Annotated in this window: 20 protein-coding genes; 8 read left to right on the top strand and 12 right to left on the bottom strand. The window is 69.9% G+C overall.

From position 1 onward, the window contains the following. Nucleotides 1-3: 3 nt before the first annotated feature. Nucleotides 4-690 carry a hypothetical protein gene (locus tag AC068Z_RS40920; protein ID WP_478568428.1) on the bottom strand — a complete coding sequence of 229 codons (687 nt, stop codon included), beginning with the start codon at nucleotides 688-690 and terminating at the stop codon, nucleotides 4-6. Nucleotides 691-1,251: 561 nt separating this feature from the next. Here AC068Z_RS40920 and AC068Z_RS40915 point away from each other — a divergent pair. Next, nucleotides 1,252-1,551, top strand: coding sequence for a hypothetical protein (locus AC068Z_RS40915; RefSeq protein WP_478568425.1), 300 nt, complete (start codon nucleotides 1,252-1,254; stop codon nucleotides 1,549-1,551). Between the two features lie 58 nt (nucleotides 1,552-1,609). Then, nucleotides 1,610-2,059: a hypothetical protein gene (locus AC068Z_RS40910; RefSeq protein WP_478568422.1), complete on the top strand. Its 450-nt coding sequence runs from the start codon at nucleotides 1,610-1,612 to the stop codon at nucleotides 2,057-2,059. Here the strand turns inward: AC068Z_RS40910 and AC068Z_RS40905 are convergent. The 5 genes from AC068Z_RS40905 to AC068Z_RS40885 form a co-directional block, all read right to left on the bottom strand. Then, entirely contained in the window at nucleotides 2,038-3,477 is a 1,440-nt protein-coding gene (locus tag AC068Z_RS40905) for a hypothetical protein (RefSeq protein ID WP_478568419.1), read from the bottom strand. The two genes, AC068Z_RS40910 and AC068Z_RS40905, sit on opposite strands and share 22 nt — an antisense overlap. Before the next feature lie 75 nt (nucleotides 3,478-3,552). Continuing rightward, on the bottom strand, nucleotides 3,553-4,065 hold the full coding sequence (locus AC068Z_RS40900) for a toxin-antitoxin system HicB family antitoxin (RefSeq protein ID WP_478568416.1): 513 nt from the start codon (nucleotides 4,063-4,065) through the stop codon (nucleotides 3,553-3,555). A gap of 393 nt (nucleotides 4,066-4,458) precedes the next feature. After that, complete coding sequence (locus AC068Z_RS40895) at nucleotides 4,459-4,803, bottom strand: hypothetical protein (RefSeq protein WP_478568413.1); 345 nt, start codon at nucleotides 4,801-4,803, stop codon at nucleotides 4,459-4,461. A gap of 61 nt (nucleotides 4,804-4,864) precedes the next feature. Continuing rightward, nucleotides 4,865-5,383, bottom strand: a complete 519-nt coding sequence (locus tag AC068Z_RS40890; protein ID WP_478568410.1) for a hypothetical protein — start codon at nucleotides 5,381-5,383, stop codon at nucleotides 4,865-4,867. 101 nt (nucleotides 5,384-5,484) lie between these two features. Beyond that, nucleotides 5,485-7,440: an APC family permease gene (locus tag AC068Z_RS40885; protein WP_478568407.1), complete on the bottom strand. Its 1,956-nt coding sequence runs from the start codon at nucleotides 7,438-7,440 to the stop codon at nucleotides 5,485-5,487. Nucleotides 7,441-7,908: 468 nt separating this feature from the next. Here AC068Z_RS40885 and AC068Z_RS40880 point away from each other — a divergent pair, with 468 nt between their 5' ends. Continuing rightward, complete coding sequence (locus tag AC068Z_RS40880) at nucleotides 7,909-9,276, top strand: TrkH family potassium uptake protein (protein ID WP_478568404.1); 1,368 nt, start codon at nucleotides 7,909-7,911, stop codon at nucleotides 9,274-9,276. 79 nt (nucleotides 9,277-9,355) lie between these two features. Then, on the top strand, nucleotides 9,356-10,006 hold the full coding sequence (locus tag AC068Z_RS40875) for a potassium channel family protein (RefSeq protein WP_478568401.1): 651 nt from the start codon (nucleotides 9,356-9,358) through the stop codon (nucleotides 10,004-10,006). 187 nt (nucleotides 10,007-10,193) lie between these two features. Here the strand turns inward: AC068Z_RS40875 and AC068Z_RS40870 are convergent, their stop codons facing one another. The 5 genes from AC068Z_RS40870 to AC068Z_RS40850 form a co-directional block, all read right to left on the bottom strand. After that, on the bottom strand, nucleotides 10,194-10,967 hold the full coding sequence (locus AC068Z_RS40870) for a GNAT family N-acetyltransferase (protein ID WP_478568398.1): 774 nt from the start codon (nucleotides 10,965-10,967) through the stop codon (nucleotides 10,194-10,196). 113 nt (nucleotides 10,968-11,080) lie between these two features. Then, the gene (locus AC068Z_RS40865; protein ID WP_478568516.1) at nucleotides 11,081-11,158 is read right to left on the bottom strand and encodes a 50S ribosomal protein bL37; all 78 of its coding nucleotides are present in this window, start codon (nucleotides 11,156-11,158) and stop codon (nucleotides 11,081-11,083) included. Between the two features lie 31 nt (nucleotides 11,159-11,189). Further along, entirely contained in the window at nucleotides 11,190-12,023 is an 834-nt protein-coding gene (locus AC068Z_RS40860) for an SDR family NAD(P)-dependent oxidoreductase (RefSeq protein ID WP_478568395.1), read from the bottom strand. Nucleotides 12,024-12,359: 336 nt separating this feature from the next. Continuing rightward, nucleotides 12,360-14,516 (bottom strand): potassium-transporting ATPase subunit KdpB, encoded by a 2,157-nt coding sequence (gene kdpB, locus AC068Z_RS40855; protein ID WP_478568391.1) that lies wholly within the window; start codon nucleotides 14,514-14,516, stop codon nucleotides 12,360-12,362. Between the two features lie 425 nt (nucleotides 14,517-14,941). Beyond that, nucleotides 14,942-16,516 (bottom strand): Na+/H+ antiporter, encoded by a 1,575-nt coding sequence (locus AC068Z_RS40850; protein WP_478568388.1) that lies wholly within the window; start codon nucleotides 16,514-16,516, stop codon nucleotides 14,942-14,944. A 234-nt stretch (nucleotides 16,517-16,750) separates the two neighbouring features. On the opposite strand from AC068Z_RS40850, the gene AC068Z_RS40845 reads away from it, so the two are divergent. Continuing rightward, complete coding sequence (locus AC068Z_RS40845; RefSeq protein WP_478568385.1) at nucleotides 16,751-19,264, top strand: sensor histidine kinase; 2,514 nt, start codon at nucleotides 16,751-16,753, stop codon at nucleotides 19,262-19,264. Here the strand turns inward: AC068Z_RS40845 and AC068Z_RS40840 are convergent. After that, nucleotides 19,242-19,772 carry a hypothetical protein gene (locus AC068Z_RS40840; protein WP_478568382.1) on the bottom strand — a complete coding sequence of 177 codons (531 nt, stop codon included), beginning with the start codon at nucleotides 19,770-19,772 and terminating at the stop codon, nucleotides 19,242-19,244. The genes AC068Z_RS40845 and AC068Z_RS40840 overlap by 23 nt on opposite strands. 230 nt (nucleotides 19,773-20,002) lie before the next feature. Between AC068Z_RS40840 and AC068Z_RS40835 the strand changes: the two genes are divergently transcribed. The 3 genes from AC068Z_RS40835 to kdpA all read left to right on the top strand — a co-directional run. Then, on the top strand, nucleotides 20,003-21,844 hold the full coding sequence (locus AC068Z_RS40835; RefSeq protein ID WP_478568379.1) for an APC family permease: 1,842 nt from the start codon (nucleotides 20,003-20,005) through the stop codon (nucleotides 21,842-21,844). Between the two features lie 257 nt (nucleotides 21,845-22,101). Next, entirely contained in the window at nucleotides 22,102-22,191 is a 90-nt protein-coding gene (gene kdpF, locus AC068Z_RS40830) for a K(+)-transporting ATPase subunit F (protein WP_016434100.1), read from the top strand. An 8-nt stretch (nucleotides 22,192-22,199) separates the two neighbouring features. Continuing rightward, nucleotides 22,200-23,479: potassium-transporting ATPase subunit KdpA (gene kdpA / locus AC068Z_RS40825; protein ID WP_478568374.1), on the top strand; the 1,280-nt coding region annotated here is incomplete at its 3' end.

The raw sequence follows: 23,479 nt of genomic DNA, 5'->3' as shown, positions 1-23,479 counted from the left end.
TCGTCACATCCTGGGAGAGTCGATGGCGTGCAGGGCCTGGGGCACGACGGTGAGGACACCGTCGGCGGCGTGGACGGCTCCGGGGACGAGCAGGCGGCAGTGCTGGTCTTCACCGGCCAGTGAGGCGACGTAGCGGCAGACCGCGATCAGCGCCTGCCAGCCGGCCGCCACGGCTGTCTCTCCCCAGACGTCCACGAGCAGCTCGGGACCGCGTGCGGTCGTCTCGGCGGCCATGACCAGCCCGGACGGCGCCTGCGGAGTCCCCACGGCCATCGGGACGACGAGTTCCACCTGTTCAAAGCGCGTACCGGAGATCTGGTCGCAGGAGGTGCGCAGCCCGATCAGGACGATGCCTTCCAGCAGCGCCGAGCGGCTCTCCTGATGGTGGACGCCCAGTTCACTGTCGAGCTCCTGCCAGACGAACCATCCGTACCGGCCCTCGCCCCGGGCCAGGGCCGCACGGAACAGACACTGGAAGAGGACGTCCCCGAGCTCCAGAGGTGGCGCGGGCCACCCGGCAGGCCAGCCGCCCGGGGGCTGCCTTCCACTCGCCTCGGCGCGCAGCCTGTCGAGTTCGTCCCGGCAGTCGCCGGAGAACGGAGCCCGTTCGAGATCGTGGAACGACCAGCCGTCCTGAGCGGCCCACTCAGGACTGGACTGGGCCGTGGTCGACCCGTGTGAGAGCACCATGGCTGACCCCCCCGGAAACGATCGAACCGTGCTGGCACCCTCCGCGTCCTCATCTACGTTTACTAGGTGATCTTGTGGTGCCGCATACGCCAGGAGGCGTATAACTGACCACTTTGTGGGGCGACTTGGGCCTGAGGGAGATGCGGGATTCCGAGCTTCGCGCGGGGGAGCCGACCGAGCCGCCGATGCCGCTGGTGCGAAGAGGGCCGCGCTACACCTTCCCGTCGTACGGGCTGAGCCGACCGGCGAGACCGTAAGTGGCTGCTGTCGTACCGATCAGCACGCTTGTGGGTCGGTACCGTCCGATCAGAGCGCTGGCGACGCTGCCCGTGGCCTTGATGCCGGCAGCGGCCGTGCCCGGCGTCATGAAGGTCATGCCCGGTTCTACCAGGCTACCGACGGAATGCCGTGACCTGCCGTTCTGTAGGCGCTTGTGTGTGATGGTCCCGTGATGCCATGGGGAGAGTCCCGGCAGCTTCACCGCCAGAACCTGATCGCCGATTTCGGGTGGATCGGGGCCGGTCCCAGATTGGGAGTCGGCGCAGAGCGCAGTCTTCTGGCGTGGTGGCACAGTCGAAGAAGCCACGTCCGAAGCGGGCTGCGATCCGTCTTGGTGAGATCAACACAGTCGCGCTGGTCGACCGGCTCCGGGAGCTGCACCAGGCTGGTGGCGACCCGGAGTTCGAGCAGTTCCCGGCCTCGGACGAGCTGCTGCTCGCGCTCTGGAACAACGGCAGCAGACGGGGCATCCTGGTCTTATCGGCCTTTCCTGCACGTACCCTCGGATCGGCCGCGGAGGGGGAGCAGCATGGAAGCCGACGAGCGTACGGGGTCGCCTCAGTGGGCCACCACATCACCTGAGCACCTAGACCAGCTGGCCCGCGGGGTATTGAGGGCTGCCCGTGACGCGGCCGGGGAGTTGCGGTCGAAACCCCCGGACCCGGATCGGCAGACGTGGGCCCTCGGCATGCTGGCGGGGTGGACACAGGCGTTGCTGGGGCCCGACCTGCCGGACCATCCGCCGGTCGGGGCCGAGCAACAGGAGGCATTCGTCCGTACGGCTCTCGCTCTCGCCGTGCACATACGGGCACACAGCTGGTCGGAGCGCGATCTCGGCGCGGCCGGTGTGGCAGGCCAGAACGACGCCCCGCACCCTGGGGAGATCCGGTCGGCCGAGGCCTTCGACGTCCTCGGGCGGCTGATGCTCCCGCACGCCGATGACGCGGCCTGGACCGCCGCCCTCGTTACCGACCTGGCCCGCGGCGACAAAACGCTGGAGACCGCGGTCAAGCTGGGCAAGTACATCCTGCACCCCACCTTCCTGGCCCTCGCCGACGATGCAACCAGTCAGGTGAGCGGAGGAGCCTGACGGGCGAGGTGGTCTTGCAGTTCGCGGTGGCGGAACTGGTATGCGGTCCCGGCAACCCTGACAAGGCCAGCGTGATAGCACCATCTCAGAAAGCGCCCGAGGCGCCAAGGCAGCGGTCGGCGGGTCCAGCTCCGGGTCCGCAACAACAGGCTGAGGTACCACAGGCCCGTGGGCGCCAGCATGGGCGTGAGCATGAGCCCGCCCGCAACTCCGCCGGCAGTGGTCATTACGAGAGTGGTGACAGTGCTCTTGCCACTACTCATCGCAGCGGCGAGCATCAGCTCGGAGAGGACCATGGTCGGTGCCAACAGCCCCCAGATCAGATGACTCCTGATGTGCAGCGAGGGGTGTGAGTTCTCCGGAGCATTGGGGAGCGGTACGGAGAACACCAGACCAAGGGCACCCACCCAGACGATGAAGGCTCCCGCGGTCGTGGCTGGTGACAGCGATGAGCCCTGGGCGACGACCAGTGTCACGAACGCAACCGAGAGGAGACTCGACCAACCGAGCCCGCTGGCGAGTCGCCGAGTGAAGGTGCGGGCTCGGGTGCGGCGCTGGTGGTACTGATGGTCGTCGACCTCCAGGTCGGACCAAGCCACGGACCAGACACCGGCCGCGAGCATGCCCATGATGGCCAATGCCGTGAGAAAGGGCCAAGGGGCGAGGAGCGGCCTTTGGGTGGAGAGCAACGCCAGTAGTGACATGGCGCCAGTGAGTGACACCGCGACGGCAGGCACCATCAAAGTCAGTCGAGGGCGCTGCGTGTTGGCCAGTGGCCAGAGGCGGGACAGGAGGATGTCGGTGCCGGAAAGTCGATGGCCTGCGATAGTTCGACCGGTTGCGGCATTGTGATCGAGATATCGGGCGAGCGTGGTGAGCCATTCACGTACGTGCTGGGAACGGTAGGAGGACCTGCGGTGTCGGGGGAAGAGCTTGGCTGTGGCAGGGATGAAGAGGTCGAGGAGGTGCGTACCGACTGCCTCGACGCTGTCCAGATGCTGTGCCAGGAGTTGGCGCGGGTCGCGGGTATAGGTGCCGGTGGCGGGGTCCCGGTGCTCGTAGACGGTCGCGGCGAGGGTGAGACGCCAGGGAGTGGCGAGCCCCAGGGCGAGTGGTCCCGTGGGGTTGCGGTCCAGGGAATCGAGGACGTCTTCCCAGCGCGCGAGGTCGTCGACGCGGGAGTTCAGGAACCGGCGGGCTTCGGTGGAGACGATTGGTTGGATCTCGATCCGTGCCGCGTCGTGCACCCACACTCGGGTGTCCGCGAGCGCGTCATACGTTTCGCTGCGGCAAGTCAGGATCAGCTCCGCTTTCCGGACGCCCTGTTGGTACGCGTTGAGAGACCGCAGGGCTTCGGCGGAGCGGGAGCCGTACCCCGGGCAGGGGGTGGTGTCCAACTCGTCGAGGCCGTCGAGCACGGGCAGTACGCGCCGCGCAATGACCAGGTCGATCGCGGCCTGCCGTGACAGGTGGTAGACGTGGTGCGGGCTCGGCTAGCGCACCCAGCCCGTGAAGCTCTGTCCGGTGGTGCGGGTCCGCTCCGGCATACGCGGCCGGGTGTCGCCGTCGACCGCGGCCGACAGGACCCGCACCAGCCACGCGTTGACCGACAGGCCCTCGCGGCTCGCGGCCTCCTCGGCGCGCGCCTTGAGGTGGGCCGGCAATCGCAGATTGATGCGGGAGGTGCCGCCCTCGTCGCCGTCGGCGGGAACCGGGGCCGGAACGGGCGCCGGTGTGTCGAGAGGTTCGATCCGGTCCTCGTGCGGTGGCAGCACCACCACGAAGTCGGGGTCGAGGCCACGCAGTCGTACGTCGACCGAGCCGGGGGCGAGCTCGCGGGTGATCTCGTCCATGGCGGCGGAGAGCACATTGAGCAGGGTCAAGCGGGTGGCCGACTCCAGCGGCGCGGTCAGTCGCTCGGCGAGCTCGCGGGCGTCTTCCCTCCCGGCTTCGGCGGCCACCGCCAGTTCGCGGCGGAGGGTGTCGACGTACGGCGTGAGGTCCATGGCGTCATCATGGCGTCATCATGGCGCCATGAGCAAGCCCTTGGTGTCAGGATGGCGCCGCTTGATTGACTCGCTCACTCTTCCCTGTCGGCATTTGAGCAGGTCGGGCCTGCCTTCAGGGTTTGGCTCCCAGTGGTGCCCAGCCGTCGCCGGGGTGCTAGCTCTTCGCCCGTAATGGCGCCATGCGGCGCTCTACTGGTGCCATGTGGTGCCATGTGGTGTTGCCGAAGCCGTAGTTTGGTGCCACGCTGAGGGCCTGTCGTCGGTCGACCTGGACGCGGTGGACGGCGGGCGCAGGCCGGTCCCGCCTGGCGCAGGGTCGCCCCGGCGGCAGGAGGTAGCCGTTCGAGGCGCCTCTCACCCGCATTTCGGCCAGTGGCCCTCCCGCGGAGGTCACTCGGCCGTGAGCTCCGTGAGCTGCTCGGCAGCAGTCGTGTTGCCCTGCTCGGCGAGGCGTTGCAGTTCGCCGGGGTCGTCCTGCTCGGTGGCGAGTTCGATCAGCTGGTCGGTGGCGGTGGTGTTGCCGGCATCCGAGAGACGTCGCAGTTCGGCGAGGTTGCCTTGCTCTGCGGCGAGTTGGATGAGCTCGTCGGTCGCGGTGGGGTTGCCCGACTCTGCGAGGCGGCGCAGTTCGTCCAGGTCCCCGTGTTCGACGGCGAGGTCGATCAGTTGGTCGACGGCGGTGGGGTCGCCTTGCTCCGCGCGTTCCCGCAGGCCAGACAGTACAGGGTCGGTCATGATGGACAACCTCTCTGTGGGCGGCTGTTCGGCGGGTCCGGGCGATTGTCGAGGCTTCTGGTCAGGAAAGCCCGGAAGCCCTGAGGATCGCCCGCGTGGTCTCGTCGTCGATGCGGTGGCCGAGTGATTCAAGGACGTCCGCTCCCCGGCGGAGCGTGCCACGCTCGATGGAGCGGCGGATACCGGTGTCGAGTTCGTGCCAGATCAGTGGGTTGGAGACCAGGGTCCGTCGGTCGAGCTGCAGACTGCGGCCGTCCGTGTCGCGCAGGAGCAGGTACGCGGAGACGTCCCCCCACTGCCGCACGGTCACCAGCGCGTCCGTACGCACCGTGCGCCGACTCCACGGGCTGCGGACCGTCAGCCAGCCCGGACCCGCGGTCACCCTGGGCGGCAGCAGGACGGCGAAGGCGGCGGCGGACAGGGCGACCCACAAGAGGGCGCGGAGAGGCGTCAGGCTTGCCGCATCCCAGTCGACGAGCAGGGACAGGGCGCAGAACAGCAGGGCGCAGGTCGCCGCGAACCGGGCGCTGCCGTGCCAGTGGCGGTCGCCGACCGGGCCCGCCGGGCCGCTCCGTTGCATGGTGCAGAAGCTAGGCGGCCCGGCGAGGTCCTGCGACTGCCGCTGACGGGGCCCTGACGCCGTAGGGGTGTCTCTTTACGCGATTCTGACGGCGGCCTGTGTCAGCCCGTGTGGACGCGGGGCCGGCGGGGGCGGTTCGGCTCCGCCTCGCGCAGGACCTCCCGGGTCACCGGGGCCACCTCGCCCTGGCCGAAGAGGAAGAAGCGCAGGAAGTTGGCGAAGGGGCTGCCCTCGGTCCACTCGAAGTAGATGTGCGGGATGCGGTCGGTCGAGTCGCGGACGTGGAGGAGGAGGGCGGCCAAGGCGTTGGGGACGGAGGAGGACTCCAGGGTCAGGACGCGGTAGCGGTTGTGCATGACCTCGCCGCGCACGGTCAGGCCCGCCTCGAACTCAGACGGGTCGGTGACCGTGACTTCGACGAAGACGAAGTCCTCCTGCTCCGTCAGGTCGTTGTCGTTGCGGATCTGCTCGATCTTGTCCCGGTACTCGGCCTTGTCGCGGTTGTCGGGCTCGTTGGCGATGAAGCGGATCTTCCGGCTGGCTATGTCCCGGACGAATCGTTCCGCCATGTCGTCCATCGTCACGTCGGTCACGCGGAGCTCGAAGGCGCGGAACAGTCGCGAGAGCAGGGAGATGAGGATGATGCCGGCGATGAAGCAGGCACCGATCTTCACGCCGTCGGGGCGCTCGATGACGTTGACGACAGTCGTGTAGAGGAACACCGCCGAGATCACGCCGAACGCGATGGTCCAGTTGCGCTGGCCGGCCTTGTGGGCGGCGATGGTCACCGCGATGGCCGCCGAGGTGATCAGGACCAGTACACCAGTGGCGTAGGCGCCGCCCTGCGCGTCGACGTCGGCGTCGAAGATCCACGTGACCAGGAAGCCGACCAGCGTGAAGACGATGACCATCGGGCGCACCGCCCGTGCCCAGTGCGGAGCCATGCCGTAGCGGGGCAGGTAGCGGGGCATGAGGTTGAGCAGGCCGGCCATGGCGGAGGCGCCGGCGAACCACAGGATGGCGATCGTCGAGACGTCGTAGAGCGTGCCGAAGGTACTGCCCAGGTAGTCGTGGGCCAGGTACGCCAGGGCGCGGCCGTTGGCCGGGCCGCCCTCCTCGAAGTCCTTCTCGGGAATGAGCAGGGTGGTGATGAAGCTGGTCGTGATCAGGAAGCAGCTCATGATCAGGGCAGCCGCGGTGAGCAGCTTCTTGGTGTCCCGGATCCGGCCCGTCGGCTGCTCCGCGGTGTCGCCGGGATCGCCCTTGACGTGGGGCATCACGGCGACGCCGGTCTCGAAGCCGGACATGCCGAGGGCCAGCTTCGGGAAGATGATCAGGGCCATGCCGATCATGACGAAGACGTTGCCGTGCTCGGCGGTGAGGGCGTTGGACCAGTCGGTGACCACGTGTCCCTCGGTGAAGACGTGATACAGCCCGACGACGACGACGACGGCGTTCAGCGCGAGATAGCTCGCGACCAGCACGACGGCGACACCGATCGCCTCCAGGAAGCCCTTGAGGAACACCGCTCCGAGCAGTGCCACGAGGATCAGGGTGATCAGCAGCTGCTTGTCATGCAGGGCGGTTTCCAGGTGCGGGTTCTCGACCAGGTGGGTCGAGGCGTCAGCCGCCGACAGGGTGATGGTGATCAGGAAGTCCGTGGCCGCGAAGCCCAGCAGGGTCAGGACGAACAGCTTTCCCTTCCAGAAAGACAGCAGCCGCTCCAGCATCGCGATCGAGCCTTCGCCGTGCGGGCTCTCCTCGGCCACCCTCCGGTAGACGGGTAGGGCGCCCGCGAGGGTGACGATCACAAGGACGATAGTCGCCAGCGGGGAGAGCAGACCGGCCGCGAGGGCGGCGATGCCGGGCTGGTAGCCGAGGGTCGAGAAGTAGTCGACGCCGGTCAGGCACATGACGCGATACCAGGGCTGCCCCTTGTCGGCGGGCTCCGGCTCGGCGTGCGGTCCCTGCGGACCGTGGCCCTTGCCCATGTCGGACAGACCCTCCAGCATCCACCTCCGCAGTCGGCTCGGCGGCGCGTGTTCGGTGGTGGCCATCAGCGTGCTCTCCTGGTGTGCGGCAGGGGTCCCCACGCCTCGAGGCAGTGGGGGACTGGGTTCCGGCCATCACGCGGACGGCCGTATCAGCGTATGCAGAGCGTGACGCGTGGGCCCAGGGATAGATCGCATGAGCGCGTCAAGCTTCCGTTAAGGCCGACCGTGAAATCGTCGGTGGTACGTCAGGATGAGGGCGTTTCCAGTGCGAGGGCGCCGACTGGGCCGTATGGGGGATGCACGCCGGTTGGGCGTCGGCGAACACGCAGCGTCATGTCGGCCGCGGCTTCCGGCCGCCGCCGCAGGGACGTCCCTCCACCCGCGTCTGCTTCCAGCGCTTGTCGCCGTGCCGCGCTCCATGTGTCCCTCCCGGCAGGGATGCTGCTGTCAGCATCGCGGCGATCACCGGCTGCCGCGCAGGGCGGCGCTGCCGAGGTGCGGCTTTGGGATGTGAGGAGGTCACGGGTGGCCGTGGGAGCGACTTCGGCGTGGTGGTCGCGGCTGGTCGCCCATCCCGCACGCGTTGTCGTCCTCGCCTTCACGTTGGTCATTGTCCTCGGCGCGGCTGTCCTGACGTTGCCCGTTGCCACCGAGTACGGGGGCCGCACCAGCGTGCTGACCGCCCTGTTCACCGCCACCGGAGCGATCAGCGGTGGCCTGTCCATCGTCGGCACTGGCAGCCACTACAGCATCTTCGGTGAACTCGTGGTCCTGACCCTGATCCAGGCCGGCGGGTTCGGCATCATGACGCTTGCCTCCCTGCTCGGCCTGCTCGTCACCCGGCGGCTCCGGCTGCGGACCCAGCTCACCACGCAGGCCGAGACCGGGACGCTCGGCGTGGGTGATCTGCGACGGGTGGTCCTGGGCATCGCGCGCATCACGCTCGCCATTGAACTCGCGGTGGCCGTGGTCCTGTCCCTGCGCTTCCGTCTCGGGTACGGACAGGCAGCCGGGGAGGCCGTCTACCACGGCGTCTTCCACTCGATCTCCGCCTTCAACAACGCCGGATTCGGGCTCCGCGACGACAACCTCGTTCGCTACGCGGAGGATCCCTGGGTCGTCCTGCCGATCGCGGTTGCGTGCGTGCTGGGCGCCCTCGGCTTTCCGGTGCTCCTTGAGCTGCTGCGGGGTGGCCGAGCGAGCGCGGGCGGTCGACCGAAGCACCGCTGGTCCCTGCACACCCGGCTCACCCTCGCCACCTCCGCTGTCCTTCTCGCCCTGGGCACGGCGATGACCTGCTTGCTGGAGTGGAGCAACCCGGCGACGCTGGGCCTCATGGAGTGGGGGGACAAGATGCTCAACGGGTTCTTCAACGCGGCCAGTGCGCGTACGGCGGGCTTCAACACGGTCGACGTGGACGCCATGGAACCGGCCACCCTGCTCGGCACCTGCGTGCTGATGTTCATCGGCGGCGGCAGCGCGGGGACCGCGGGCGGAATCAAGGTGACCACGTTCGCGGTGCTCGGGGCCGCGATCCTGGCCGAGGTGCGCGGGCGCACCGCCGTGGACTTCATGGGCAGGCGGATTCCCGAAGCCGTGCTGCGCCAGGCCCTGACCGTGGCTCTGCTGGGCGTGGCACTCGTCATGTCGGGCACGCTGGTCCTGCTCACCGTCACCGAGGAACGGGCGGAGGCGCTCCTGTTCGAGGCCGTTTCGGCCTTCGGGACGGTCGGGTTGACCACCGGCATCACCGCCGACCTCCCGGCCACAGGTCAACTGACCCTCATTATCCTCATGTTCGCCGGACGCCTCGGCCCGATCACACTTGCCTCCGCGCTCGCCCTCCGCGAGCGCGACCGCCGGTACACACTCCCCGAGGAGCGACCCGTCATTGGCTGACTACTTCAAAACCCTGCGCCGACGCCGTCAACGTCATCCCGGCGAAGACAGACGCCCGACCGGCGATTCCAAAGTCGCCGTGTTCGGACTCGGCCGCTTCGGCCACTCCCTGGGCCTTGAGCTGATGCGGCGCGGCTGGGACGTCCTCGGCATCGACGCCGACCTTGCCATCGTGCAGAAGGTCGGCGACGAACTGACCCACGCCGCAGCGGCCGACTGCACCGACCTTCAGGCACTCGAGCAGCTCGGTATCCGTCAGTTCTCCCGGGTGGTGGTCGGCATCGGCACCGACCTGGAGGCCAGCATCCTGACTACCTCCAACCTCGCCGACCTGGGTGTCCCCAACATCTGGGCCCGGGGCACCACCCGCCAGCACGGCCAGATTCTCGAACGCGTCGGCGCCCACCACGTCGTCCTGCCCGAGCACGAGATGGGCGAGCGCGTGGCCCACCTGGTCACCGGCCACATGCTGGACTTCATCGAGTTCGACAGTGACTACGCCCTGATCAAGACGCTCGCTCCGACGGTCGTCGGCGGCGTCCCGCTCGGCGAGAGCCGGGTGCGCAGCAACTACGGCGTGACCGTCGTCGGCATCAAACGCCCCGGTGCCGACTTCACCTACGCGACCGCTGAGACGGTGGTCCATCCCGGGGACGTCATCGTCGTCACCGGCAGGACCCGGGCCGTGGAGACGTTCGCGGAACTGGAGTCGGCCGCACCGGGAAGTTGACCGAGTGCGGCGCCGCGAATCCTCAGGGGAGCGGAGCTCCGAGCTCCGTATGGGCTGCTCCAGTCCAGGTAATCGTTCCCCAGATTGTCCGTGGCCTCCGAAACCGTCAGCGCAGGCGCCTCGCCCTCGGGGGCTGAGGAGGGGGCGTCCTGGTCACGGCGGGCCTCTTCCCCGATCGCGCGGGCGGTCATGCGGCGAGCCGTTCGCACCGTGCCGCACCTGCCGCGTAGTGAACGTACTCGCGCATCAGACGGAAGCCGGCCGTCCAGGCCAGCAGGCGGCTGGCGCGGTTGTGAACGGAGCAGTTCCAGCTGGGGATGTGGCCGCGGGCAATGATGTCCTGGCAGAGGGCGGTGACGCAGGCGAGGGCGAGGCGGTGACGTCGATGGCCGGGGGCGGTGTAGACGGCCAGGTCCTCGTATCGGCGCCCGCGGAAGTACGTGCACGCGACGGCGTGCAGCTGCCCGTCCCTGCCGACGGCCGCCCACGCGTGTCCGGATGCGGCGAGGCCAAGAGGGCCGCCCCAGGTGGCATGGAGCCAGGCCGCGTCGGGCCCGAGAGCGGACAGCGCGTCCGTGTCGGCGACTCGCAGACGGCGCACGGTCACGCCACGCGGTGGGGTGGACGGCTGCGGCTCGGCCTGCAGGGTCCACAGCATCCGCTCCCACGGAGTGAAGGGGGAGAAGGCCGCCTCGAGCAGCGACCCGAAGCGGGCCGGGGCATCGATGTACGACGCTGCCAACGGCGCGAGGGATGTGGGGCTGAGGGCCTCCGGGGCGCCGCGAAGGACGGCGTAGCCGCCGCAGAAGACGGCGAGGGCGCGCGGCTGCTCGGCACGGTCGGCCCACCATTGTCCGACTCCGGTGGTCAGAACGTGCTCGCCGATGGCGGCCGGGCCGGGTGAGCCTGCGGGGAACCAGCGTGCGAGCGCCGGCAGTTGGCGGGGAGTGAGCTCGATCATCAGGTCTCGGAGTCCCGGGGTTTCGGAATGCAGGGGATGGGGGGCAGGAGCGGGCGTGGACGGGCGGGAGAGAAACGTGTGATCCGCCTGCTCGCCCGCTCCTGTCGGGCCGGTCAGCGCTGGCCGGCCTTGCGGCCGTGGTTGGCCTTCTTCCTTCGGCGGTCCCTCTTCTTGCGGGCGCGCTTGGACATGAACGTCAACTCCGTTGCGTAGGGGGGATACTCAAGCGGCGCTTCGGCCGACCAGCAGGTCCGCCAGCTTGTTGAGGCGCTTGACCGTGCGGTCCTCGGTCGCGGCCGGGGCCGGCTCGATCCGCGCGTCGCGGTCGTAGTAGGCGCCGTTGACGATCTCGACCGCCGGGTCGCACAGCCGGACCACGTGTGCCGCGCCCTCGGCCGGTGAGATGCCCTCGTGGGAGTAGAGCGGGAGCAGCGCGGTGTCGCAGACACCGGGATGTACGGAGACAGCGGTCACGCGCGGGTCGGCCGCGAACACCGTCAGGGCGAGCTGGGACTGGGCGTAGGCGGCGAGCCGGGAGTAGCGGCGGGTTCGGTTGGGGTCGGACCACTGGATGGAGCCCGTGCGGTGCAGCGCCGACGAGACGTTGACCACGCGGCCGCCCGGGCCGCTGGTGAGCGTCGGCTCCAGCAGGCAGGTCAGGAGGTAGTGGGCGAGGAAGTTGACCTGGAAGGCGATCTCGTTGCCGTCGGCGGTCACGGTGTGCCGTTCGGGCGCCGCCATGCCCGCGTTGTTGACCAGCACGTCCAGGTGCGGGTGCTCGGCGACGACCTTGCGGGCGAGGGTCTCGACCTCCTCGAGGCGCGCGAAGTCCGCCCCGTACGCACGCAGCTGAGGCGCGTCGATGCCCGCGGTAGCAGCGAGGCGGTCGGCGGCTGCGAGGGCCTCCTCGGTGGTACGGCCGTGCAGCAGCACCGTGGCGCCCTGCTCGACGAGGTGCCGGGCGGTCTCGTACCCAATGCCGGAGGTGGCGCCGGTGACCAGGACGGTACGGCCAGTAGGGGAGGAGGGGAGGAGGGAAACGGTTGATTCAGACATGATTCGATCCAGGGCTGGGCACGCCAGGACGGCCCCGGTCAGGGGGCGGCGGGTGTGCGGTGAGAAAGGAAGGACGAGGAGCGCCGGATGGGGATCACGGCGCCCCTCGAGTCATGGAGAGCGCGTCAGCGGGACGCGGGCTCTTCCGGACAGCGCGTCGCACCACTCAGCGGCCGAGCGGGACTCGGCGGCCGGTCGAAGAGGAGCCAGGCGCTGTTCACGGGAACCATGGAAGCCGTCCAGCACGGCCCCGGCAAGCCGGAATCCCGTTCTCTGACGGGCTCCTGACGTGCGCATACGGGTCCTTGACGGGCGAGCCAGACGGCCGGGCGCGGTTCAGTCAAGACCCGGCACCCCCGAGAGCAGCAGGTCGATCAGTTTGATGCCGACGAAGGGCAGGACAAGGCCGCCGAGGCCGTACAGGAGGAGGTTGCGGCGGAGCAGGTCGTGGGCCGAGGCGGGGGTGTAGCGGACGCCGCGCATGGCGAGTGGGATGAGGGCGACGATGATCAGGGCGTTGAAGATGATTGCCGCGGTGATCGCGGAGGTGGGGCTGTGCAGGCCCATCACGTTCAGCGACTCCAGACCGGGGTACGCGCCCGCGAACATCGCCGGGATGATCGCGAAGTACTTGGCGACGTCGTTGGTGATGGAGAACGTCGTCAAGGCACCCCGGGTGATGAGGAGTTGCTTGCCGATCTCGACGATCTCGATGAGCTTGGTCGGGTTGGAGTCGAGGTCGACCATGTTGCCGGCCTCCTTGGCGGCCGACGTGCCCGTGTTCATGGCCACGCCCACGTCGGCCTGGGCGAGTGCGGGTGCGTCGTTGGTGCCGTCACCGGTCATGGCGACCAGCTTGCCGCCCGCCTGCTCCTGCCTGATCAGCGCGAGCTTGTCCTCGGGCGTCGCCTCGGCGAGGAAGTCGTCCACGCCCGCCTCCTGGGCGATGGCGCGGGCGGTGAGCGGGTTGTCTCCGGTGACCATGACCGTGCGGATGCCCATGCGGCGCAGTTCCGCGAAGCGTTCGCGGATGCCGTCCTTGACCACGTCCTTGAGGTGGATCAGGCCCAGCACGCGGGGCCCGTTCCAGTCGTGCACGGCCACCAGCAGGGGCGTGCCGCCGGCCGCGGCCACCGAGTCCGCGAAGTGCCGTGCCTCGGGCGGGACTTGACCGCCGTACATCTGCACCCATTCGATGACCTGCTGGGCGGCACCTTTGCGGATGGCGCACACCGCGCCGTTGTCCCAGCGCAGGTCGACGCCGCTCATCCGGGTCTGTGCACTGAAGGGGACCCAGCGGGCGTTCGCCAACTCGCCCTCGGCGGGGGCTCGTAGCCCGTACCGCTGTTTGGCCAGGACGACGACGGAGCGTCCCTCCGGCGTCTCGTCGGCCAGCGACGACAGTTGGGCGGCGTCCGCGAGCTGCCGTTCGTCGATGCCGGGCAGGGCGACGAAGGCGGCGGCCTCGCGGTTGCCGAGGGTGATGGTGCCGGTCTTGTCCAGCAGCAGGGTGTTCACATCGCCGGCCGCCTCGACGGCTCGGCCGGACATGGCGAGGACGTTGCGCTGCACGAGCCGGTCCATGCCGGCGATGCCGATCGCCGAGAGCAGCGCGCCGATGGTGGTCGGGATGAGAGTGACGAGGAGGGCGATCAGTACGGTCGTCGACTGGGCGGCGCCCGCGTAGGCGGCCATCGGCTGGAGCGTGACCACGACCAAGACGAAGACGATGGTGAGGGCGGCCAGCAAAATGTTCAGGGCGATCTCGTTCGGGGTCTTCTGTCGTTCGGCGCCCTCGACCAGGGCGATCATCCGGTCCACGAAGCTGTGCCCGGGGCGGGCACTGACCCGGACGAGGATGCGGTCGGACAGGACGGTCGTACCACCGGTGACGCCGCTGCGGTCGCCGCCCGACTCCCGTATGACGGGGGCGGACTCGCCGGTGACCGCGGACTCGTCCACCGCCGCGACTCCGTCGATCACGTCTCCGTCGGCCGGGATCATCTCGCCCGCCTCCACGAGGACGACGTCGAGCGGCTTGAGGTCGGTGGCGGCGACGGCCTCGGTGCGGGCGGTGCCCGGATCGGTGCCGTAGCGCCAGTGCAGAAGCCGCAGCGCCACCGTGTCCGTGCGGGCCCTGCGTAGTGACTCGGCCTGGGCCTTGCCCCGGCCCTCGGCAACCGCCTCGGCGAGGTTGGCGAAGATCACTGTCAGCCACAGCCAGAGGCTGATCACCCAGGTGAAGACGGCTGGGTGCAGCAGCGCGGACAGCGTCGTGAGGACCGCGCCGACGGAGACGACGAAGAGCACCGGGTTTCTGACCAGGACCCGCGGGTGCAGCTTGCGCAGTGCTTCGGGGAATGTCCGGACGAGCTGGGCGGGCTCGAACAGCCCGCTCGGGGTACGGCGACGCCTCGATCCGCCCTCCGATCCGTGTCGCACGGCGCGTTGGGGACGGGACGGAGGAGCCTGCTCCGGAGCAGCGGGAAACATGGAGACCTTCGTGTCTCGGTGGCGGACAAGGAACATGTCGCGGACAGCGGACAGCGGACAGCGGACAGCGGACAGCGGGACGGTGGCCGCCGGCCCGTGCGGTGCCGAGCCCTCGACACCGCACGGCGGGCGCACGAACGCCGACGATGGGACGACGACTGGCGTGGTGCGCGGGTGCGAGAGGACGGGCACCCGGCCGCCTGGAGCTACTGCGCAGTGAGAACTCCGGCGGCCGTGGGGCCACTGACGCCCGTGGCCTCGGACGGTGGCCAACAGTGAATCTAGCCCTGATCGACGGCGGAACAACCCTGCTCAGCCAAGTACTTGCGGGTTTCATACGGCTCCGGTCCCGTCGCCGTCAACGTCCCGTCAACGAAACCTGATAACTCGTCAGGGAGGTGTCAATGGGGTCCGCTGAGCGCCGTTCAGACGTCCGCCAGCCGCGCCTCCTCCAGATCGAGCGAGCGCTGGAGGCGGCGACGGGTCGTATCGCTTATGGCGTGCTCGTCGCAGAGGCGTTGCAGTTCCCGGGCTTCCACCGCTATCAGGTCCCGCCGCAGCTGGCGGTAGATCAGGTCGGCGGACTCGACCGGGGCGGTGGCTCCGTTGTCGTCGGCGAGGCGGTCGCGGGCGTCGTCGAGTCGCGCGGTGAGGCCGCGGCGGATGCGGTCGAGAACGACGTCCGGTACGGCCTCCAGTTCGGAGAGCTCTTCGAGGCGTTTGATGCCCGCCTCGGCCAGGCCGCAGCGGGCCGTGGCTTCTTCGCGCTCGGTGTGGTCGGGCTCCAGGGCGATGCCGGAGCGGCGAACGACCGGCGCCAGGGTGAAGCCCTGGACGACGAGGGTGACGACCACGACGGAGGTGGTCAGGACCAGGACCAGCGGGCGGTCGGGCAGGGCGGCGCCGCTCTCGGTCACCTCCGGGATGGACAGGGCCGCCGCCAGCGGCACCACGCCCCGGGTTCCGGCCCAGGTCAGCACGAGCGGTATCCGCCAGTTCATGCGCTTGATGCCGCCCTTGTGCTGGACCACGGCCGACAGCGGTGCCAGCCACAGCAGCCGCACGGCGATCAGGGTGCCGGCGACCGCGAGGGCGTACAGGGGCCAGGCCCGGTCGCTGTCGGACAGCGCCCGTACCTGTGCCGGCAGTGCCAGCCCGATGAGCGAGAACACCACGCTCTCCAGCAGGAACACCACGGTGCCGTACACGGCGTGCAGTTGGAGCCGTATGGGGGCGTTGGTGAGCCGGTCGCCCCGGCCGCCGAGCACCACGCCCGCGACCACCACGGAAGTGACGCCGGAGGTGTGGGTGGCTTCCGCGAGGACATAGGCGGCGTACGGGGTGACCAGGGCGATCACCGTCTCCAGGACCGGGTCCTCGGTGCGGCGGCGGATCAGTGCCACCACCCCGGCGACCGTGGCGCCGACGACCGTGCCGCCGCCCGCCAGCAGCAGGAACTCGCCGCCCGCCGCGCCCCAGCCGACAGCCGCGGTGGCCACGGCGACGCTCACGGCCACACGGAAGAGGACCAGTGAGGTCGCGTCGTTGAACAGGCTCTCCGCCTGGACCAGAGCCTGCACCTTCGGCGGCAGCGCAAGCCGTCTGCCGAGCGCTGTGACGGCGACCGGGTCGGTGCTGGCCAGGATCGCGCCCAGCACGAGCGCCATCTGCCATGACAACGGCGTCACCAGCGACGCCACCCAGCCGACGGCGGCCGCCGAGGCCAGCACCAGGCCGATCGACAGAATCCCGACCGGCTTCCACACGGCCTTCAGCTCACGCCACGACAGCTCTTCGGCGCTGGCGTAGAGCAGGGGCGGCAGCACGACCAGGCCGATGATCTCCGGGCTGATCTCGATCGGCGGGGTGCCCGGCAACAGTGCCACCGCCAGGCCGGCGACGACGAGAAGGGAGGGCGCTGGAATGCGCCACCGGCGGGCGAAGGTCGCCACGAGGGTGGCCAGTATGACCAGTGCCAGAACCGTGCCTACGCTGCGCATGCCGTCCCCTGGGGCTTCGAGGGGGCCGCCGTGGCCCCCCGGCCGACCAGACTTCCCGGCACACCGCCCTCACCCTATCCGGCCCAGGGACGTCAAAGCAGTGTCAAGGTCCCCGCAGCACGCGCCAAGAACGCGCTAACAGCCGCCCCGACCCGGCCCCCGAAGCGCTTCCTTGGGGGAAGTAACCCGCCTCCTTCAGGGAGTTGAGCCAGTGAGCGGAGCGCGTCGGCGGCGATGAGTGGTGACGTACGGCCCGGACGACTGAAGGTCTACCTCGGGGCTGCCCCGGGGGTGGGCAAGACCTACCGGATGCTCGACGAGGGACGGCGGCGAGCCGCGCGTGGGGCGGACGTGATCGTGGCGTTTGCCGAGTGCCACGGCCGGCCACGTACGGAGGCGATGCTGGACGGCCTGGAAGTCGTCCCCCGGGCGCGCTGCTCCTACCGCGGCGGAGAGTTCGAGGAGATGGACCTCGCCGCGGTGCTGGCCCGCCGCCCGCAGGTGGCGATCGTCGACGAGTTCGGGCACAGTAATGTCCCCGGCGGCGGCCGCAACCCCAAGCGGTGGCAGGATATCGAGGAGCTGCTCGCCGCCGGAATCGATGTCATCACCGCGCTGAACATCCAGCACCTGGCCTCCCTCAACGACGTGGTCGAGAAGATCACGCGCGTGCCGCAGCACGAGACGGTGCCCGACGAGGTCGTACGACGGGCCGCGCAGATCGAACTCGTCGACATGCCTCCCGAGGGACTGCGGCGGCGGATGGCGCACGGCAACATCTATGCCCCCGAGAAGGTCGACGCGGCCTTGGCCAACTACTTCCGGGCCGGCAATCTGACCGCGCTGCGGCAGCTGGCCCTGCTGTGGACGGCGGACCGGGTCGACGAGGCGCTGACCTCCTACCGCGCCGAGCACTCCATCGGCGGGGTCTGGGAGACGCGGGAGCGGGTCGTGGTCGCGCTGACCGGCGGCCCGGAGGGGGACACCCTGATCCGGCGGGCCGCCCGGATCGCCGCCCGGTCGGCCGGGGGCGACCTGCTCGCCGTACACGTGGCCCGCAGCGACGGGCTCGCGGCCGGGGTCTCGCACGCCTCGCTCGCCCGGCAGCGACGGCTGGTGGAGGACCTCGGGGGCAGCTATCACTCCGTCGTCGGGGACGACATCGCCACCGCACTGGTGGAGTTCGCCCGCGCCGAGAACGCCACCCAGCTCGTCCTGGGCACCAGCCGCCGGGGCCGTCTGGAACGCTTCCTGACCGGGCTCGGCACCGGGGAGACGGTGACGGAGCTGTCGGGCGACATCGACGTGCACCGCGTCACCCACGAGCGGGCGGGGCGCGGCACCCTGTTGCCGTCCCGGCGTCGCACCCTGTCCACGGCCCGGCGGATAGCGGGGCCGGTGGCGGGGCTCGTGCTGCCGGTGCTCCTGACAGCCGGCCTCGCCCACGTGCGCGGGACGCTGAACCTGACCAGCGAGGCCCTGCTGTTCCTGCTCGCGGTGGTCGGCGTGGCGTGCATAGGCGGTGTGGCGTCGGCGCTGCTCGCGTCGGTGACGGCGTCCCTGCTGCTGAACTACTGGTTCATCCCGCCCATCGGATCCTTCACGCTGGACGACCCGAACGCGCTGCTCGGCCTGGGCGTGTTCGCGGTCGTCGCGGCCACCGTGGCCGCTGTCGTCGACCGCTCCCTGCGCCTGTCCCGCCGCTCCGCACGGGCCACCGCCGAGGCCGAGACCATGTCCTCGCTGGCAGGAACGATCGTGCGCGGCGGCGCGACCATTCCGGCCCTGCTGGAGCGCACCCGGGAGACCTTCGGCATGGACTCGGCGGAACTCGTCGAGCAACCGCCCGACGCCGAGGGAGTCACGGCCGTGTCCGCCGGTCCCGGCGCGTATCTGGTGCTGCGCGGAGGCGCGTTGTCCTCCTCCGAGAGGCGGGTGCTCGCCGCGTTCGCCGCGCACGTCGGGGCGGCGGTCGAGCGGGCCCGGCTGGCGGAGGCGGCGGCCGAGGTGGAGCCGGTGAAGGCCGCTGACCGGATGCGTACGGCGCTGCTGCGGGCGGTCGGCCACGACCTGCGTACCCCGCTTGCCGCAGGCTGGGCGGCCGTGACCTCGCTGCGCAGCCGGGACGTCGACTTCTCCGCCGAGGACCGGGACGAACTCCTCGCCACCGCCGACGAGTCGATGGCCAGGCTCAGCCGCCTCGTGGAGAACCTCCTCGACCTCAGTCGCCTGGAGGCCGGTGCCCTCACGCTGAACCTGCGGGCCACGACTCTGGAGGAGGTCCTCCCGATGGCGCTGGCGGACGTACCGGTGGCCGAGGCGGGGGACCTGGCGGAGATCCCGGCGGTGCTGGCCGATCCGCCGCTGCTGGAACGGGTCGTCGCCAACCTCGTCGGCAACGCGGCCCGGCACACCCCGCCCGGACAGAAGGTGATGGTCACCGCCAGCGCGCTGGCGGGCCGGGTGGAGCTGCGTGTCGTCGACCGGGGGCCCGGTCTACCGCCCACCGGCCAGGAGCGTCTCTTCGAGCCGTTCCAGCGGCTCGGCGACACCGACAACACCGCCGGCCTCGGCCTCGGGCTCGCGCTCGCCCGAGGCCTTACCGAGGCGATGAATGGCACGCTCACCCCCGAGGACACCCCGGGCGGCGGCCTGACCATGGTGGTTTCGCTGCCCGTCGGGGATCAGGCCGACACAGGAGGCACCCGGGGGACCGCCGGTGACGTCAGCCCAGGCCCGAGGCTTTGAAGACGGCGTGAGCGTTCTCGCAGTCCACGCGCCGGGAGAGGAAATGCAACGCGGTCGCCCCGCACAGCAGCGTGCCGTCCGCCGCCGCCTTCTCGGCGCCCGCCTGCAGGCGGAACCACAACTGCGGGTTCCTCACCAGCACATCGGGGTCGATCTCCACCCGGCCGCCGAACGCGTCCCGCAGCACGAGTCGTGGTGCGACACCGTCCAGGCTGCGGACAGAGACCAGCAGGTCCGTACGGACGCGGTGCTCACGCAGCAGCCGACGGGAGGACAGCCAGCCGGTGCCGGCGCGGACGCGGGCGGGATACAGCGTCAGGAAGAGCAGGTGCGCCAAGGCGACCCACAGGACGCCACGCCAGGGCGTCAACCGGTCCGAGCCCCAGTCGAGCAGGAGGAGCAGGACGAGCAGCACACCGGCGCAGCGCACCGAGTCCCGCACGTCCCGCGTCCAGCGTTGGTCGTGCGCCGCGTCACCGGGGTCGCGCGCGCCGTCGCGGTGTGCCATAGCGGTGACCGTAGGGATCATCGGAGCCGGATCCGCTCGCTTTGATGCGACTCTGACGGCCGTGTCGGCCGAGTCACACCACCCGCCGTCAAGGTCCCGTCAAAGGAGGTTGGTTCAGCGCGAAGAAGCCGCAAGGAACGATCGATCGCGGCCGGAAACGGACACACCCTGAGTGCACCGCGCAGACCTCAGCCCGCATGCACGGCTGAACGAAGAAGGAGCACGCACAGATGTCCGTCCTGACCGTCGAGCCCGGCGCCACCCCCGCCGACGAGGAACCGCCGGATACCGGCGAACGCCACCGGCTGACCGCCGTCACGGGTCTCGCCGCCCTGTCGCTGGACGCGATGGCGTCGGTGGCCTACGGCCCCGAGGCGATCGTCCTCGTCCTCGCCGCGGCCGGCGCCCACGGCCTGGGGTTCACCCTCCCCGTCACGCTGGCCATTGCCGGGCTGCTGGCGGTGCTGGTCGCCTCGTACCGGCAGGTGATCGCGGCCTTCCCGGACGGCGGCGGCTCGTACGCCGTCGCCAAGAGGCATCTGGGCGCCCGGACGAGCCTGGTGGCCGCCGCCTCCCTCGTGCTGGACTACGTCCTCAACGTGGCCGTCGCCGTCACCGCCGGTGTGGCCGCGCTGACCTCCGCTTTCCCGGCCCTCTACGGTGACCGGCTGTGGCTGTGCCTGGTGGTGCTGGCGCTGATCACGGCGGTGAACCTGCGGGGCATCGTGGAGTCGGCGAAGGCGTTCATCGTGCCGACCGTCGTGTTCGTCGGCTCGATCTTCGTGCTGATCGTCGTCGGTCTGTTCCGGTCCGAGCCCGTCAGTACGGCCGCCGCGGCCGGTCATGCGTCGGTCCTGGCGGACAACGCGACCACGGTGGGCGCGCTGCTCCTGCTGAAAGCATTCGCCTCCGGCTGCTCGGCCCTGACCGGCGTCGAGGCCATCGCCAACGCCGTGCCCTCCTTCCGGGTCCCGCGCGTGAAGCGCGCCCAGCGCGCGGAGATCGCCCTCGGCGCGGTGCTCGGCGTGATGCTGATCGGGCTGTCGGTGCTGATCTCCCGCTTCCACCTCCAGCCGGTCGAGGGTGTCACCGTCCTCGCCCAGCTCGCGGACGCCTCCTTCGGCCACAACTGGGCGTTCTACGTCATCCAGTTCGCCACGATGATTCTGCTGGCCCTGTCCGCGAACACCTCCTTCGGCGGGCTCCCGGTGCTGCTGAAGCTGCTCGCCCGCGACAACTACCTCCCGCACGTCTTCGCCCTCAAGGCCGACCGCCAAGTCCACCGGCACGGAGTCCTGGCCCTGGCCGTCGTCTCGGCGGCGCTCCTCGTCTTCTCCGGCGGCGACACCAACACCCTCGTGCCGCTGTTCGCCATCGGTGTCTTCGTCGGCTTCACCATCGCCCAGGTGGGCATGGTCCGGCACTGGCGTCAGGAGCAGGGGAGGGGCTGGCGCGGCAAGGCGCTGCTCAACGGCTCCGGCGCGGTCCTGACCGGCGTCTCCGCGGTCGTGGTCACCGCGACCAAGTTCGAGGAGGGCGCCTGGCTGATCGTGATAGCCCTGCCCCTGCTCGTCCTGGCCTTCGGCAGCGTGCACCGCGCGTACGGCCGCATCGGGGAGCGCCTTGGCCTGGGCCGTGTCCCCGAGCCCCCGCACCGCGATCGCTCGCTGGTGATCGTGCCCGTCTCGTCCCTGTCCCGCTTGACGTCCGAGGCGCTGACGGCAGCCGCCTCCCTGGGCGACGAGGTCCGCGCCGTCACCGTGTGCCATGCCGACCCGGAAGACCGGGCCGCACTGCACGCCCTGGAGCGCTCCTGGGCCGAGTGGGACCCCGGCGTGCCCCTGGTCCGGCTGTCCAGCGAGCGCCGCAGCCTGGGCCGCCCCATCGCCGCCTACGTCCGCCAGGTGGCGGCGGCGGAACCGGCCACGCGGGTCACCGTGCTGATCCCGGAGACCGAGCCGGAGCGGGTGTGGCAGCGGCTGCTCCAGAACCAGCGGGGCGCCGTGGTGGCGCACGCCGTGCGGCGGGAGACGGACGCGGTCATCTGCCGGCTGCGTTTCCGGCTTCTCTGAGTGACGCCCCGTACGGTCACGGACTGACTACCCGCTGGTAGGGACATGTGGCGTATGAGTTCCGTCAAAGGTGTGGTTGCCGCCGTAAGGGAGCCGTCAACGTCGCTCGAATCCGGCCATCGAGGCGGTTTCCTCTACCTGTCCGTTTCTTTTCCGAACCTCTCCTAGGAGTTCGCGATGGCCGATCTGGCCTTCGTCGTCACCACGATCGCGGGTTTCGCGCTGGTGGCTCTCGTAGCCAAGGGGGTGACCAAGCTGTGACCGCCGAGAACATCGTCGGCCTCGTCGTGGCCGTCGCCCTGCTGGGCTATCTCGTCCTCGCCCTGATCTTCCCGGAGAGGTTCTGAGACAAGAGATGGGTCCCGTACTCGCCGGCGTCCTCCAGCTGCTCGCGCTCATAGCGGCACTGGCGCTCGCCTACGTCCCCCTCGGCAACTACATGGCCAGGGTCTTCTCCTCCGACCGGCACTGGCGCGTCGAGAAGTGGATCTACCGGGGGATCGGAGCCAACCCCGACACCGAGATGCGCTGGCCCGCGTACCTGCGCGGCGTGCTCGCCTTCTCCGTGATCGGTGTCCTGTTCCTCTACGCCCTGCAGCGGCTCCAGGGCGTCCTGCCCGGCTCGCTGGGATTCGCGTCGATCGACTCGGACCAGGCCTTCAACACGGCCGTGTCCTTCGTGACCAACACCAACTGGCAGTCGTACTACGGCGAACAGGCCATGGGTCATGTCGTGCAGACCGCCGGTCTGGCCGTGCAGAACTTCGTGTCGGCCGCGGTCGGTATCGCCGTCGCGGTGGCGCTGGTGCGCGGGTTCGCGCGCTCGCGCACCGGTGAGCTGGGCAACTTCTGGGCAGACCTGGTGCGCGCTGTCGTGCGCATTCTGGTGCCGCTGGCCGCGGTCGCCGCGGTCGTGCTGGTGGCCCTGGGTGCCATCCAGAACTTCTCCGGCATCCATGAGGTCGGCCAGTTCATGGGCGGCTCGCAGCAGTGGAACGGCGGCGCGGTCGCCTCGCAGGAGGCGATCAAGGAGCTGGGCACCAATGGCGGTGGCTACTTCAACGCCAACTCCGCCCACCCCTTCGAGAACCCCACGCCCTTCTCCAACCTGTTCGAGATCTTCCTGATCCTGGTGATTCCGTTCTCCCTGACCCGCACGTTCGGCGTCATGGTCGGCTCGGTGAAGCAGGGGTACGCGATCCTGGCCACCATGGCCACCGTCTGGGTCGGCTTCGTCTCGCTGATGATGTGGACGGAGTTCGCGCACCACGGCCCGGCCTTCGAGGCGGCGAACGGTGCCATGGAGGGCAAGGAGGTCAGGTTCGGCGTAGGGGCGTCCGCGATCTTCGCCACCTCGACCACGCTCACCTCCACCGGTGCGGTGGACTCCTTCCATTCCTCCTTCACCGGGCTCGGCGGTGGCATCACCATGCTGGGCATGATGCTGGGCGAGATCGCGCCCGGTGGTGTCGGTTCCGGCCTCTACGGCATGCTGATCATGGCGGTCATCGCGGTGTTCATCGCCGGTCTGATGGTCGGTCGTACGCCCGAGTACCTGGGCAAGAAGATCGGCACCCGTGAGATCAAGCTGGCGGCCTGCTACATCCTCGTCACCCCGGCGCTGGTGCTGATCTT

It is taken from the genome of Streptomyces sp. NPDC043726 (assembly GCF_056436565.1).
Note: the sequence above shows the minus strand (reverse complement) of the source record. Positions and strands in the feature narration are given on the sequence as shown.